This window comes from Kitasatospora sp. NPDC056446, from assembly GCF_042796115.1.
In the GTDB taxonomy this organism is placed as follows: domain Bacteria; phylum Actinomycetota; class Actinomycetes; order Streptomycetales; family Streptomycetaceae; genus Kitasatospora.
In genome coordinates this window covers 1-14,108 of record NZ_JBHTRF010000015.1, presented here as the reverse complement: position 1 = coordinate 14,108, position 14,108 = coordinate 1, and the positions used below count along the sequence as shown (strand labels likewise).

Sequence of the window (14,108 nt, the reverse complement as noted above, 5' to 3'; positions counted from 1 at the left end):
GCAGCAGCGTGGCACCGCCCGCAGAAAAAAGCAATCACGCCTGCTTGTTTCTCCCCGTCCCGCAGCCGACGAACGGACAGCGGAAACCCGCTGGACCGGGGACCGCCGGCCGGTCAGGATGACCCCCATGCCTGAACTGCCGTGCTCCGCCGCCGAGGACGACCTGATCCGGCGCCTGGCCGCGTGGGCGGCGGAAACGGCGCGCGAGACGCTCGCACCGACAGCCGCGCCCGCGACCCTGGAGTGCGCCGAGGAGGTCTTCGGGCTGCCCCTGCCGCCGCTGCTCCGCAGGGTCTACGGGGAGATCGGGAACGGCGGATTCGGGCCCGGGTTCGGCCTGACGCCCCTCTTCCACGTCGGGTTCGGAGCCGTCGACAGCTACCCGGCCAGGATCGGCTCCCGCTCCGGCGGCCGGTCGTGGTGGCCACGCGGTGTGCTGCCCGTGCTGCACCGGGGAAGCGGCCGGCATGCCGCGGTGGACTGCACCGGCCCGCAGGGGACGGTCCTGGACTACTCCCCCGGAGCAGCGGCCGGGGCGGCCGACACCTGGCTCGTGGAGTCCGAGAGCCTGGCCGAGTGGCTGGAGTCCTGGATGGACGGCAGCCGTTGGCAGCGGAAGGCGGGAGCCCGCAGCCGCGCCCTGGCCGGTCCGACCGTGTGGGACGCCCTCGACGCCAGGCTCGGCCCGGCCGGCTGAGCATCCGTCGCACCGGGAGGGCCACCGAGAGGGCGACCGGGGGCGCTCCGTGGTACGGCGGAGCCGTCAGGCCGCCCGCCGATGGCGGACAGCCTGACGGGCCGGCCCTACTTCAGGTGCCGGTCGTAGAACCGGCCCCCGTCCTCCAGCTCGAACCACGGGGTGCCGACGTGCCCGCCCAGGTTGGCGTGCAGCGTCTTCTCCCTGCTGCCGAAGGCGTCGAAGAGGTCCAGCGCCCGCTGCCGGGGGTTGCCTTCGTCGTCCCACTGCAGCAGGAACAGCAGCGGGACGGTGACCTGCCGGGCCTCCTCGCGCTGGGCGTGGGGCACGTAGCCCCCGGCGAACAGGCCGGCGGCCCGGATGCGCGGGTCGGCCACGGCCAGCCGGATGCCGACGGCCGTCCAGCCCGAGTACCCGACGGGGCCGCCGATCTCGGGGAGCGCGAGGAGGGCGTCCAGGGCGGTCTGCCAGTCCGGGACGGCCTTCTCGACCAGCGGACCGATGAAGGACTCGAAGATCCCGTCGACCGGCTCGCCGGCCCGCATCGCCCTGCGGAGGTCGGCGCGGGCCTGCTCGTCGGCGGCGGAACGGGGCCGGGAACCGCACCCGGCCGCGTCGATGCTGGCCACCGCGTAGCCCTGCGCGGCGGTGTACCGGGCCCGGGCCACCAGGCGGGGCTCCCCCTTGGGCAGGCCGTTGTTGTGGGCCATCAGGATCAGCGGAGCCGGTTCGGTGCCGGGCGTCCACAGGGTGCCCGGGATCTCGCCGAGGGTGAATTCGCGTTCGAGGACGCCGTTGTCGAGGCGCTGCTCGGAAGTGAAATGCATGGTCGTGCCTTTCGGGAGTGCACGTGAACGGCGCTCCCGGACGACCTATCGCCCGGCCGTGACCCCGGAGGGGAGCACCCATGTCGTTACTGCGTTCACGGGTACCACCTCCTCGTTCTGTCGCACGGCCTCGGACAAGATAGCAGTGGCCGCCGTGGTCCGCCACGCGGTTTCCCCGGCGCCCCAGCTCCTGCCCGCTGGACCGGTCGGGGCCACCGTCGGGACGGGTCGGGGCCGCCGTCCGGACCGATCAGGATCGGAGAAGCGCCCCCGCCCGGGCCGCGCCTAGCGTTGCGGTCATGAGCGACATCACCATCCACTGGACCTTCCTCCCGCACACCGACCCCGAGGCCTCCCTCGTCTTCTACCGCGACCTGCTCGGCTTCGAGGTCCGAAACGACGTCGGCGGCGGCGCGATGCGCTGGATCACCGTCGGCCCCGCCGACCAGCCCGGCGTCTCCCTCGTGCTGGAGCCGCCGGCCATCGACCAGGGCATCACCGAGGACGAGCGCAAGACCGTCACCGAGATGATGGCCAAGGGCACCTACGCCCGGCTCGTCCTGGGCACCCGCGACCTGGACGGCGTCTTCGACCGGCTGAAGTCCGGCGGCGCCGAGCTGGTGCAGGAGCCGGCCGAGCAGCAGTGGGGCGCCCGCGACTGCGCCTTCCGCGACCCGGCGGGCAACCTGATCCGCTTCAACGAGGTCCGCTGAACCACCGCCGGCAGTGAACCCCCGGGCCCGTCCCGCGGCGGGCGGCCGGACCGGATCCGCTCGATTCTGGTTGGATCGAGCGGATCCGCAGCCGACCGTGACCGCGGGGACGGGCCCGCCGATCGACAGGGAGAGACGAGAACCATGCCCAAGAGGACGGACGCGCTTCCCGCGCCGCACGCCGCCGACAGCCACGACCTGATCCGCGTCCACGGCGCACGCGAGAACAACCTCAAGGACATCAGCGTCGACCTCCCCAAGCGGCGGCTGACGGTGTTCACGGGCGTGTCCGGCTCGGGAAAGAGCTCGCTGGTCTTCGACACCATCGCCGCCGAGTCCCAGCGCCTGATCAACGAGACCTACAGCGCCTTCGTCCAGGGCTTCATGCCCACCCTGGCCCGCCCCGAGGTGGATGTCCTGGAGGGCCTGACCACCGCGATCATCGTCGACCAGCAGCGGATGGGCGCCGACCCGCGCTCCACCGTCGGCACCGCCACCGACGCCAACGCGATGCTGCGCATCCTCTTCAGCCGACTCGGCACCCCGCACATCGGCTCGCCCAAGGCGTTCTCCTTCAACGTCCCCTCGATCAGCGGCGCGGGCGCCGTCACCGTCGAGCGGGCCGGGAAGACCGTCAAGGAGCGGCGCAGCTTCAGCATCACCGGCGGCATGTGCCCGCGCTGCGAGGGCCGCGGCAGCGTCTCCGACATCGACCTCACCCAGCTGTACGACGCCTCCAAGTCGATCTCCGAGGGCGCGTTCACCATCCCCGGCTGGAAGACCGACAGCTGGTGGACGGTCGGCGTCTACGCCAACTCGGGCTTCCTCGACCCGGACAAGCCGATCCGCGAGTTCAGCAGGAAGGAGATGCAGGACTTCCTGTACCGGGAGCCGACCAAGGTCAAGGTCAACGGCGTCAACCTCACCTACGAGGGCCTGATCCCCAAGATCCAGAAGTCGATGCTCGCCAAGGACAAGGACGCGCTGCAGCCGCACATCCGCGCCTTCGTGGAGCGCGCCGTCACCTTCACCTCCTGCCCCGACTGCGGCGGCACCCGGCTCAGCGAGGCGGCCCGCTCGTCGAAGATCGCCGGGATCACCATCGCCGACGCCTGCGCGATGCAGATCAGCGACCTGGCTGCCTGGGTCGGCGGGCTCGACGAGCCCTCGGTGGCACCGCTGCTCACCACCCTCCGGCAGGCCCTCGACTCCTTCGTGGAGATCGGCCTCGGCTACCTGTCACTGGACCGCCCGTCCGGCACCCTCTCCGGCGGCGAGGCCCAGCGGGTCAAGATGATCCGCCACCTCGGCTCCTCGCTCACCGACACCACGTACGTCTTCGACGAGCCCACCACCGGCCTGCACCCGCACGACATCGACCGGATGAACACGCTGCTGCTGCGCCTCCGGGACAAGGGCAACACGGTGCTGGTGGTCGAGCACAAGCCGCAGACCATCGCGATCGCCGACCACGTGGTCGACCTCGGCCCCGGCGCGGGCACGGCGGGCGGCACCGTCTGCTACCAGGGCGATGTCGAGGGGCTGCGGACCAGCGGCACCGTCACCGGCCGACACCTGGCCGACCGGGCGCCGCTGCGGGAGAGCGTGCGCAAGCCCACCGGGGCGCTGGAGATCCGGGGCGCGAACACCCACAACCTGCGCGACGTCGACGTGGACGTGCCGCTCGGGGTGCTCACGGTGGTCACCGGGGTGGCCGGCTCCGGCAAGAGCTCGCTGATCCACGGCTCGATCCGGGCGAGCGACGGCGTGGTCTCGGTCGACCAGGGCGCGATCCGCGGCTCCCGGCGCAGCAACCCGGCGACCTACACCGGGCTGCTCGACCCGATCCGCAAGGCCTTCGCCAAGGCCAACGACGTGAAGCCGGCCCTGTTCAGCGCCAACTCCGAGGGCGCCTGCCCGACCTGCAACGGCGCCGGGGTGGTCTACACCGACCTGGCGATGATGGCCGGGGTGGCCGCCACCTGCGAGGACTGCGAGGGCAAGCGGTTCCAGCCCGCCGTACTGGAGTACCTCCTGGGCGGCCGGAACATCGCCGAGGTGCTGGCGATGCCGGTGGCCGAGGCCGAGGAGTTCTTCGGCTCCGGCGAGGCCAAACTCCCGGCCGCGCACCGGATCCTGGAGCGGCTGGCGGACGTCGGGCTCGGCTACCTCAGCCTCGGCCAGCCACTCACCACGCTCTCCGGCGGCGAGCGGCAGCGGCTCAAGCTGGCCACTCACATGGCGGACAAGGGCGGTGTCTACGTCCTGGACGAGCCGACCACCGGGCTGCACCTGGCCGACGTCGAGCAGTTGCTCGGGCTGCTGGACCGGCTGGTCGAGTCCGGCAAGTCCGTCATCGTGATCGAGCACCACCCGGCGGTCATGGCGCACGCCGACTGGATCATCGACCTCGGTCCGGGCGCCGGCCACGACGGCGGGCTGGTGGTCTTCGAGGGCACCCCGGCCGAGCTGGTCGCGGCCCGCTCCACGGCGACCGGCGAGGCCCTGGCGGCGTACGTCGGCTGACCGGACGGGTCCACTGATCCACTGATCGGCTTGTCCGGTGCCCCTCCCGGGGCGTCAGTCCAGCGGGAGGGCCATCTCCAGGATCCGGGCCGAGGCGTCCAGCGCGTACGGCGTCTCGCCGCCGGTGTACGCGAACCCGCGCCGCAGGTAGAAGGCGGCGGCGCGGGGGTTGGCCTCGTGCACCCCGAGCAGCATCCGCCCGGCGCCCCGGTCGCGCGCCCAGGCGAGCACGGCGTCGAGCAGGGCGTCGGCGACGCCGCGCTCGCGGCCTCGGTGTGCCGGGTCCACCCAGACGCCGATCAGGTCGACCGTGCCGGGGTGGTCCCTGGTGGCGGTGGACAGCATGGTGCCGACCCACTCCCCCTCGGCGTCCACGGCGACCAGGCCGACCTTGTCGGGCTCGTTGACCCAGTTCGTCCGGGCCCGCCAGTTGCCCTCGCCCTGGTTGCTCGCGTACTCGTAGGTCTCGCCGAACGCCAGGGGCGTGTCAAGGAGTTGGGCCAGCCGCACCGTCCGCAGCCGCTGCCAGTCCTCGCGTCCGATCCGCTCGATCCGGTACCCCACGCTGTCCCCCACGCTGTCCCCCGTCGCACGACGCCGCCTCCGCCGCCGGTGATTCCGGCAGCGGAGGCAGGATAGCCGCAGGTCAGGACCCCGCTCGACGCAGGCCGGGCCGGGCCCGTCGCGCGTCAGGGCCCGCTCGCGGGACGGGTCACGGCTTGATCCGGACCACCTGCGGGTCGTGGTCGCTCGCCTGCCGGGCGAACTCGGAGTTGATGTGCACCACGTCGTACTTGGCGTAGCCGACCTCGGGGCTGACCAGGATGTGGTCCAGCACCTGGGAGTTGCCCTGGTAGACGTAGGAGTACTGCTCGGTCTCCGGCAGCTCGTTCACCAGGTCGCGCAGCACGCCGCCCTTGGTGAGCGCGGCCAGGGCGGGCGAGAACTGGTAGTCGTTGAAGTCGCCGAGGGAGACGACCCGGGCGCCCTTGTCGGCGGCCAGCAGCTTGGCGACGAAGGCCTGCTCGACGGTGGCCTGCTTGATCCGCTGCACCTCGGAGCTGCGGGTCGGGGCCTGGAAGCGGCTGTCGATGCCCTGGTCGCCGCCCTTGCTGTTGAAGTGGTTGGCGATCACGAAGACCTTCTGGCCGCGGAAGACGAACTGGCCGACCAGCGGCTTGCGGCTGTTGGTCCACGCCTCGTCGTTCGGCTCGATCCGGCCGGGCGAGGCGGTCAGCGCGGTGGCGGCGCCGGTGCCGGTGACGCCGACGGCGGTGGTGGCGTCGCCGCCCGCGATGTCGGTGAAGGAGACCCGCTGCGGGTTGAACAGGAAGACCTGGCGGATGTTGCCGCCGGGCTCGCCGCCGTCCTTGCCGTCCTGCGGGTCGATCGAGCGCCAGTCGTAGGCCGGGCCGCCGGCCGCCTTGATCGCGGCGATGAACTTGGCGACGGTCTGGCTCGCGCCCACCGTGCCGTCGTTCTTGTTGCCGTTGTCGTCCTGGATCTCCTCCAGGGCGACGACGTCGGGCGAGCGCAGGTTGGTGACGACGCCCTGGGCCAGCTCGGCGAACTTGGCGTCCGGGTTGTTGGGGGCCAGGTTCTCCACGTTGTAGGTGGCGAGGGTGAGTTCGCGGTCGGTCGGCTGCGCGGTGACCTCCCGCTGGAGGTGGTTGTCCTTCAGCGTGCCCATGGTGCCGGCGACGAGGGTGTAGCCGCCGAAGTTGTTGTAGTCCAGCGGGCCGGTGGTGGTGCCGGTCAGCTCGTCGCCGACGTTGGCGACCGGGAAGGGCTGCTGGGAGGTCGGGGCCTGCTGCTGGACCATCAGGCGGCCGACGTTGGGCTCGCGGTAGGACTCGTACAGCACGCCGCCGCGCTTGCTGCGCTGGTCCTGGCGGTCGGCGGCGACCCACAGCTCGTTGTACTTGTCGGTCGCCTGGATCACCCGGACGTCCTTGACCTGGACGAGCATGCCCTCCAGGGACTCGTAGAAGTCCAGGGTGTACTTCTCCGGGTCGAGCCGGCCGCCGTCGATGGAGCCGTCCGGGCCGGCCGGCGGGGCGTAGGTGCCGGGGATGTTGCGGGTGTCCACGACCACCGGGGCGGGCAGCGGGTTGCCGGCGGACAGGACCGTGGTGGCCGGGGCGGTGATCTCGGTGACGGACTGCGAGCCGCCGCCGAGGTTCGGGTAGTACTCGGTGACCTTGCCGCTCACCAGCACCGAGTCGCCGACCTTGACGGTCGGGTTGCCGCCGGTGAAGACGAAGATGCCCTCGCTGGTGGCGGGGTCGGCGTCCGGGTTCGGGTCCTGGATCCAGAAGCCCTTGGCACTGCCGTACGCGCGCAGCCCGGTGACGATCCCGGGCACTCCGGTGACGGGCTTGCCGGCCTGCGGGGATATCCGGGTGGTGCCCTGGATGTCGTGGATCCGCAGCGGGCCGGCCTCGGTCGGGGCGGGGGTCGCGGGCGCGGCGGCGTTCGCCACCGGCAGCGGGACGAGCACCAGCGAGGCGGCCAGCGAGGCCGGGATCAGGGCGGCGCGCAGCAGGGCTCTGCGGGGGCGGGGAGCGGGGGCGGTGGTCACCGGGGCAGGACTCCTAGCTCCGCCGTGCGGCACGATCGTGGCACGGCGGTCCGGGCGGAGGCACGCTTCGAGCGCGCGCTACTCGCGTAGAGAAGAAGCGGGGGAAGGACGCCCACCCCCGCGGCGCCCCTCAAGATACGCGCGTAGAAAATGCCCCGACAAGACCTCGTCAGTGAACTGTCGGTTCCGCCCGGGTGACTTGACGCCCGGTCAGTCCAGCCTGCTCACAGGCCGCTCCCAGCGGACTCCCAGGAAGCGCCGATCCGCTCCACCACCAGCTCGCACAGCTCGTGGGTGCGCAGCGCGTCATGGGCGTCCAGGGTCCGCCCGGCCCGGACGGCGTCCAGGAAGGCGAGCACGCACTGCTCGATGCCGCGCTGACGGGCGACCGGCACCCAGTCGCCCCGGCGGCGCACGGTCGGCTGGCCCCGGTGGTCGACCACCTCGGCCAGATTGCGCACCTCCCGCTTGGAGTCCCCGCCGGAGACCTCCAGCACCTCCTCGGTCGAACCGGACAGCCGGTTCATGATGCCCAGCGCGGTGAACCCCTGCCCGCCGAGGGTGAGCACCACATGCTCGACCAGGCCGTCCTTGCAGCGGGCCCGGACATCGACGTGCTCGATCTCGCCGGGGGCGAGGAAGCGCAGCAGGTCCACGACGTGGATGAAGTCGTCATAGACCAGGATGCGGGCGGCCTCGGGCAGGCCCTCCCGGTTCTTCTGCAGCACGATCAGGTCGCGCGGACGCTCCTTCGCCTGGACGTAGCCGGGCGCGTGGCGGCGGTTGAAGCCCACCATCAGCGAACGGCCGGTGCGGTCCGCGAGGTCGACCAGGCGCCGGGCGCCGTCCAGCGTGTAGTCGAGCGGCTTGTCCACGTAGACATCCACCCCGGCGGTGAGCAGCTGCTCGACGATCGGGACGTGCTGGTCGGTGGCGGCGTGCACGAAGGCCGCGCGGATGCCGGAGCCGATCAGGTCCCCCAGGTCGGTGAACCGGTGCCCGGGCGCGATCCGGTGGGCGTCGCCGATCCGGTCGAGCTTGGCCGCGTCCCGGGTCATCAGCCGCAGGTCCAGCCCCGGCAGCGCGGTGAGCACGGGCAGGTACGCCTTCTGCGCGATGTCACCGAGACCGATCACCCCGACCGGGAGCGAACCGCCAGGAACCGAGGCCGAACTCATGCGAATCTCCATACGTCAGACGCCAAGACCATCCACGCCCCACCCTATTCACCGGCTCGCACACCCCACCACGCACACCCCACCAACCCGCCGTCGGCCCCGTGACCGCCGGCGGCCGAAGGCCAGGCCCTCTCTCGCCCGAGGAGGTCCTCGATCTGCCGGGGGGTGGTATCGCGGGAAACCTTGCCGGCCGGAAGATCTTCGGAATCGGGGACGACAGGATCGAGGGGATCGTGGTCGCCGGAGGGTACGCGCACGATGAGACCGACGGCGAGTTCTGGGAGCCGAGCGAGTTGTTGAGGTTCGGCGACTGAAAGGCCGGGCCTCAGGCGGCCAGGAGGGATTCGGCGATGGTGCGGGCGCGCCAGGCGGCGTCGGGGGTGCCTTCGCGCAGGGCGGTGACGATGGCACCGTCCATGAGGAGGGCGAACTGCTTGGCCCGGTCGGCGGGGTGGGGGATGTCGGCGGTCCGCAGGAGTTGTTCGAGCAGGTCGATGACGCGGGTCTTGTGCAGGGCCGCCATCAGGCGGGCGGGGCTGGCCGGGTCGGCGATCTCGGTCATGGTGGTGATCGCGACGCAGCCGCGGTAGTCGGGGGCCGCGAACCGTTCGGCGAGGGCGTCGAAGACGTGCAGCGGGTGGCCGCCGTGGGCGGCGACGCGTTCGGAGAGCCAGGCGCGCCAGCGTGCCCAGCGGCTGCACGGCCGCCCGGGCCGGGACGCCCCGCCGAGCACGACGGCGGAGCCGCCCGGCCCGGGACGCCGAGCAGCCGCCGAACCGTTTCCGGGCGTCCGTCGACCGGACGCGCCCCGGTCAGGCGCTCGCGGCGGCCGCTTCGGCGAGGACGTCGAGGACCGGACGGATCAGCGGGTGCCCGTCGGCGCCCGCCCGGACGGCCGCGAACACCCGGCGGGTGGCGAGTTCGCTGTCCACCGGGCGGACAGCGACCTGCCCGAGGTCGACGCCGCGCAGCGCCGAGCGCGGGACCAGCGCCACCCCGGCGCCCGCCGAGGCCAGCGCGACGACGGCCCGGAAGTCGTCCGAGGAGTGCAGGAGCCGGGGCTGGAACCCGGCGTGCTCGCAGGCCAGCAGGACGACGTCGTGACAGGGGTTGCCCGGGTAGGGCCCGATCCACGGCTCGTCGGCCAGTGCAGCGACGGCGAGCGGTCCGGTCTCGCCGGCCAGCCGGTGGCCGAGCGGCAGGACGGCCTCGAAGGGCTCGGCGTACAGCGGCACCCGGGTCAGCCGGGCGTCGTCCGCCCGGAGCACGCCCCGGTACTCGACGGCCACCGCGAGGTCGGCCCGGCCGTCCAGCACCATCGGCAGGCTGGCGTCGCCCTCGGCGTCCAGCACCTTCAGCCGCAGCCCGGGCGCCCGCCCGGCGAGCAGGCCGATGGCGGGGGCGAGGACGAGCCCGATGCCGGTGGCGAAGGACGCGACGGTGACCTCCCCGGACACGCCCGCGCTGTAGGCGGCGAGGTCGGCCTCGGCGCGCTCCAGCTGGGCGAGCACGACGTCGGCGTGGCCGAGCAGGATCTCCCCGGCGGCGGTCAGCCGCACGCCCCGGCCCTCGCGGGCGAGCAGGTGGTGCCCGGTCTCCTGCTCCAGGGCGGCCAGCTGCTGGGACACCGCGGACGGGGTCAGGTAGAGGGCGGCCGCCGCGGCGGTCACGGTGCGGTGGTCCGCCACGGCCCGTAGGGTCCGCAGCCGTCGTGCGTCGATCACAGGCCAATTCTGCCAGCGCGGCGGAGCGGTCCGGACGGAACGGTCCGAACGGGGCGGTCCGAACGGGGCGGTCCGAACGGGGCGGTCCGGCAGGGCGCCGGCAGCGGACCGGCAGTAAACCGGCAGGACACCGGCAGCAGCCCGGCACCACAGCGGCGGCGGCCCGGCAGCGCACCGCCCCGGGGAGCGTGATCGCGTCCGCAGGTACCACCGGTGGCGTATTTCCGGACGAGATCGCTTCACTTCGTTGACCGCCCGGCCGCCCGGCGCTTGGCTCGTGCCGAACCGGGCCGCGGGGGTCGAACGGGCCCGGCACCGTCATCTGGGGAGGATGATCGATGACCACCGCACGCACCCGCCGCCGACTGGCCAGGACCGCCTGCGTCCTGGCCGTCGTCACGGCGGCCGCCGTCGTGACGCCCGCCGCCGAGGCCCGCCCGCCCAAGGGCGACACCGCCCGGGTCAGCGAGGGCCCCAAGGGCGAGGGCCTGGACCGCGACTCCTTCGCGCGCGGCCTGAGCGGCGACGGCCGCCTGGCCCTGTTCGAGTCCACGGCGACCAACCTGCTGCCCGGCGGCCACGGCAGCGCGGGCGACACCTACGTCCGGGACCTGCGCAACGGGCACGTCCAGCGGATCGACGGCGGCGTGGACGGCGCCCCGCTCGACGACGGCACCGGAAGTGCCAGGATCAGCGGCAGCGGCCGGTTCGTGGTGTTCAGCACCCGCGCCACCAACGTGGTGCCCGGCCAGCGGAAGCACGTGAACGACCTCTACGTCCGGGACCTCTGGACCGGCCGCACCGACCTGGTCACCGCCGGCGACGGCAGCTCAGGCGCGGGCGACGACCAGACCATCCACGCCGCCTACGACCCGGCGATCAGCTGGGACGGGCGCTACGTCACGTACTCCTCCGACCGCACCGACCTCGCCCCCGGCGTGCACCGCGGCAAGTTCAACATCTTCCTCTCCGACCGCTGGACCCACACCACCACCGTGGTCTCCACCGGCGCGGACGGCAGCCCGGCGGACAACAGCTCCTTCAGCCCGACGATCAGCGCCGACGGCAGCCGGATCGGCTTCACCTCGCGGGCCGGCAACCTGCTCCCGCCCCCTGCCACCACCCCGGCCGGCACCGCCGGCACGACGGACGGCGCGAGCACGACGGGCGGCGCAGGCACGACGGATGGCGCGAGCGCGACGGACGGCGCGGGCACCACGGACGGCACCGACCCGGCTACCGCCGCCGCGAGCCCCCGGCTGACCGGGCTGCGCGCCTACCCGTACTACGTGCGGGACACCCGCACCGGAAAGACCATCGGCGTCAGCCTGGACGAGTCCGGGCAGCTGGCGGGCAGCGGCTCCGACGGGACGATCAGCCCCTCCGGCCGCTACGCCGTCTACTCCCTCTTCCAGCCGGGCGGCCGCCCCGGCTCGCACGGCCGCCACGAGGAGGTCTACCTCCACGAGCTGGCCACCGGCAAGGTCACCAAGGTCAGCAACCCGCTGCCCGGCACCACCGACATCGAGTCCTCGTTCGACGCCACGATGACCCTGGACGACCGCTCGGTCTTCTTCGTGTCCTCCGCCTCCGTGCTGGTGCCCGACGACACCAACGGGCAGGACGACATCTTCCGCTACGGCGTGCGGACCGGGCGGATCGACCGGGTCAGCCTCACCCAGGACGACGGACAGAGCACCGCCTCGTCCTACTACCCGCAGGTCGACGCCTTCGGCACGACCCTGCTGTTCAGCGCCGACGACGGCAACCTCGTCCCGGGCGACGACAACCAGAACGCGGATGTCTTCCGGCGCCGCCTCTGACGGCCCGGCCCGCGGCCGGATCCCGCGACCCCTGAACCGCAGCCCCTGGTCCGCGACACCGGCCCGCGCCTCCGGCCCGCCACCCGTGACGGCCTGACTCCCGTACGGAATACGTTTGTTGGCGTATTTTCGGGCGGGATCACCGGCGGCCGTTGACCACCGCGCCTCCCGACGATTGGCTCTCCTCCGAGCCCGTCGCCGGGAGGGAGCCCGGCGCAGGGGCGATCACAGGGGAGGGACCGACCTCATGACACGCAGCAGCACCCGCACCACCCGCGCCCGGTGGCTGGCGGGCGGCGGCAGCATCCTGGCGGCCGCCGCCGTGCTCGCCGCCACCGCCGCGCCCGCCCAGGCCGCACCGGCCCTGCGCGGCACCACGCAGCTCAGCGTCGGGTTGAACGGCGCCGCGCCCGACAACCAGTCGTTCAGCCAGGGCATCAGCGCGGACGGGCACTACGCCCTGTTCACCTCCTGGGCCACGAACCTGGTGGCGCAGCCCGCGAACACCGCCCGCGACGCCTACGTGCGAGACCTGCGCACCGGCCGTACCGAGCGGGTCAACCTGTCCGACTCGGGCGAGGCACTGGCCGGCTCCACCGACTACGTCGCGATCAACGGCGACGGCCGCTACGTCGCCTTCGACAGCGACGCCGACAACGTGGTGCCCGGCAAGCAGGTGCAGGGCCGCACCGAGGTGTACGTCCGCGACCGCAGGACCGGCCGCACCGAGCTGATCAGCGGCGGGCTCACCAGCACCGACAGCGACCGGTTCCACTCCTCGTACGCGCCGTCGATCAGCGCCAACGGCCGGTACGTGGTCTTCGTGTCCTCCCGCAAGGACCTCGTCCCGGGTTTCGAGGACCCCGCGCCCTCGCTCGCCAGGCCCTACACCTGGCTCTACAACATCTTCGTCACCGACCGCTGGACGGGGACGACCAAGCTGGTCTCCCGTGGCGTGGACGGCAAGCCGGGCGACAGCCTCTCCCTCCACCCGACGATCAGCGCGGACGGCCGCACCATCGGGTTCAGCTCCCTGTCGGGCAACCTGCGCCCGGCCGATCCGGCCGATCCGGCCGACTCTCCCACCGCCGCGGCGACCGGCCCGGCAGCCGACGTGGAGCTCGCCCCGGGCAGCGGGGCTCCCCTGCCGACGGCGGCCAAGGCGAACCTGGCCCGCCCGACGACCGCCGTCTACTACACGTACGACGTACCCACCGGGAAGCTCTCCCCGGTGAGCCTCGACCAGGACGGCAAGGTCGGCTACGCGAGCTTCGACGCGACGATCAGCCCGGACGGGCGGCGCGCGGTCTACGCCCTGCCCGAGCCCGGCGGCTCGACCGACGGCCACCGGTACCACCTCGTGCTGTACGTCCGTGACCTGAAGAAGGGCACCCTGACGAAGGTCAGCGGCGGCCTGCCCGGCACCAGCTCGGTCGGCACCTCCGACCACGGCTCCATCACCGCCGACAACCGCTGGGTCTACTTCTCCTCCCGGGCCGACAACCTGGTGGCCGGGCCGCAGCACGCGGGCTGGGACGTCTACCGTCACGACCTGCGCACCGGCCGCACCGAGCGGGTCAGCACCGCTCCGGACGGCTCGCTCGGCAACGGCTCCTCGACCGACCCCTTCGTGGACGCCTCCGGCCGCACCGTGGTGTTCGGCTCGACCAGCGGCAACCTGGTGGCCGGCACCGATGCCCCGGCGGGCGAGGGCTCCCAGGTCTTCGCCAAGCCCGCCAGGCACCACCACGGCAACGGCCAAGGCAACGACCAGGGCCAGGACCAGAACGACAGCCAGGGCGACGGCCAGGGCCAGGACGAGGACTGACCCGGAGGACCCGGCAGGCCCGACCGGCCCCGGGAACCGCTACGGGAACCGCGACGGGGGCGGGACGTCGGCCGGGCCGGCGTCCCGCCCCCGCAGCGGGAGGGTGGGGCAGGTGGTGGTGCGCCGTGGGGGGGGGGGGGGCCGGAGGGGCGCCGCCCCCCCCCGGGGGGGGGTTGCGCGGGGGGGGGGAGGACCCCGGGACGCGCGGGCC

General features: G+C 73.0%; 12 protein-coding genes. 6 read left to right on the top strand and 6 right to left on the bottom strand.

The window, feature by feature from the left end:
• Positions 1–127: 127 nt before the first annotated feature.
• Positions 128–697 (top strand): SMI1/KNR4 family protein, encoded by a 570-nt coding sequence (locus ACFQ6N_RS11980; protein WP_380648676.1) that lies wholly within the window; start codon positions 128–130, stop codon positions 695–697.
• 107 nt (positions 698–804) lie between these two features.
• Here the strand turns inward: ACFQ6N_RS11980 and ACFQ6N_RS11975 are convergent, their stop codons facing one another.
• The gene (locus ACFQ6N_RS11975; protein ID WP_380648675.1) at positions 805–1,524 is read right to left on the bottom strand and encodes a dienelactone hydrolase family protein; all 720 of its coding nucleotides are present in this window, start codon (positions 1,522–1,524) and stop codon (positions 805–807) included.
• 299 nt (positions 1,525–1,823) lie between these two features.
• Here ACFQ6N_RS11975 and ACFQ6N_RS11970 point away from each other — a divergent pair, with 299 nt between their 5' ends.
• Both ACFQ6N_RS11970 and ACFQ6N_RS11965 read left to right on the top strand, forming a co-directional pair.
• On the top strand, positions 1,824–2,237 hold the full coding sequence (locus tag ACFQ6N_RS11970) for a VOC family protein (RefSeq protein WP_380648673.1): 414 nt from the start codon (positions 1,824–1,826) through the stop codon (positions 2,235–2,237).
• 144 nt (positions 2,238–2,381) lie between these two features.
• Positions 2,382–4,763 carry an ATP-binding cassette domain-containing protein gene (locus ACFQ6N_RS11965; RefSeq protein ID WP_380648672.1) on the top strand — a complete coding sequence of 794 codons (2,382 nt, stop codon included), beginning with the start codon at positions 2,382–2,384 and terminating at the stop codon, positions 4,761–4,763.
• 54 nt (positions 4,764–4,817) lie between these two features.
• On the opposite strand, the gene ACFQ6N_RS11960 is transcribed toward ACFQ6N_RS11965, so the two are convergent.
• The 3 genes from ACFQ6N_RS11960 to ACFQ6N_RS11950 form a co-directional block, all read right to left on the bottom strand.
• Positions 4,818–5,339: a GNAT family N-acetyltransferase gene (locus ACFQ6N_RS11960; protein ID WP_380648671.1), complete on the bottom strand. Its 522-nt coding sequence runs from the start codon at positions 5,337–5,339 to the stop codon at positions 4,818–4,820.
• A 136-nt stretch (positions 5,340–5,475) separates the two neighbouring features.
• A complete protein-coding gene (locus ACFQ6N_RS11955) occupies positions 5,476–7,344 on the bottom strand; it encodes an endonuclease/exonuclease/phosphatase family protein (protein ID WP_380648669.1) in 1,869 nt (622 codons plus the stop codon).
• A gap of 224 nt (positions 7,345–7,568) precedes the next feature.
• On the bottom strand, positions 7,569–8,522 hold the full coding sequence (locus ACFQ6N_RS11950; RefSeq protein ID WP_380648668.1) for a Gfo/Idh/MocA family protein: 954 nt from the start codon (positions 8,520–8,522) through the stop codon (positions 7,569–7,571).
• A gap of 101 nt (positions 8,523–8,623) precedes the next feature.
• Here ACFQ6N_RS11950 and ACFQ6N_RS11945 point away from each other — a divergent pair, with 101 nt between their 5' ends.
• Positions 8,624–8,836 (top strand): hypothetical protein, encoded by a 213-nt coding sequence (locus ACFQ6N_RS11945; protein WP_380648667.1) that lies wholly within the window; start codon positions 8,624–8,626, stop codon positions 8,834–8,836.
• Positions 8,837–8,847: 11 nt separating this feature from the next.
• On the opposite strand, the gene ACFQ6N_RS11940 is transcribed toward ACFQ6N_RS11945, so the two are convergent.
• Together ACFQ6N_RS11940 and ACFQ6N_RS11935 are read right to left on the bottom strand one after the other, a co-directional pair.
• Positions 8,848–9,255 carry a hypothetical protein gene (locus ACFQ6N_RS11940; RefSeq protein WP_380648666.1) on the bottom strand — a complete coding sequence of 136 codons (408 nt, stop codon included), beginning with the start codon at positions 9,253–9,255 and terminating at the stop codon, positions 8,848–8,850.
• Between the two features lie 79 nt (positions 9,256–9,334).
• On the bottom strand, positions 9,335–10,246 hold the full coding sequence (locus tag ACFQ6N_RS11935) for a LysR family transcriptional regulator (RefSeq protein ID WP_380648665.1): 912 nt from the start codon (positions 10,244–10,246) through the stop codon (positions 9,335–9,337).
• Positions 10,247–10,584: 338 nt separating this feature from the next.
• Between ACFQ6N_RS11935 and ACFQ6N_RS11930 the strand changes: the two genes are divergently transcribed.
• Positions 10,585–12,069, top strand: coding sequence for a TolB family protein (locus tag ACFQ6N_RS11930; protein WP_380648664.1), 1,485 nt, complete (start codon positions 10,585–10,587; stop codon positions 12,067–12,069).
• Between the two features lie 247 nt (positions 12,070–12,316).
• A complete protein-coding gene (locus ACFQ6N_RS11925; protein WP_380648663.1) occupies positions 12,317–13,897 on the top strand; it encodes a TolB family protein in 1,581 nt (526 codons plus the stop codon).
• Positions 13,898–14,108: the final 211 nt, after the last annotated feature.

Coding starts and splice junctions, on each gene's coding strand:
- ACFQ6N_RS11980 (WP_380648676.1), top strand. CDS start 128: ATGCCTGAACTGCCGTGCTCCGCCGCCGAGGACGACCTGATCCGGCGC.
- ACFQ6N_RS11975 (WP_380648675.1), bottom strand. CDS start 1,524: ATGCATTTCACTTCCGAGCAGCGCCTCGACAACGGCGTCCTCGAACGC.
- ACFQ6N_RS11970 (WP_380648673.1), top strand. CDS start 1,824: ATGAGCGACATCACCATCCACTGGACCTTCCTCCCGCACACCGACCCC.
- ACFQ6N_RS11965 (WP_380648672.1), top strand. CDS start 2,382: ATGCCCAAGAGGACGGACGCGCTTCCCGCGCCGCACGCCGCCGACAGC.
- ACFQ6N_RS11950 (WP_380648668.1), bottom strand. CDS start 8,522: ATGAGTTCGGCCTCGGTTCCTGGCGGTTCGCTCCCGGTCGGGGTGATC.
- ACFQ6N_RS11930 (WP_380648664.1), top strand. CDS start 10,585: ATGACCACCGCACGCACCCGCCGCCGACTGGCCAGGACCGCCTGCGTC.
- ACFQ6N_RS11925 (WP_380648663.1), top strand. CDS start 12,317: ATGACACGCAGCAGCACCCGCACCACCCGCGCCCGGTGGCTGGCGGGC.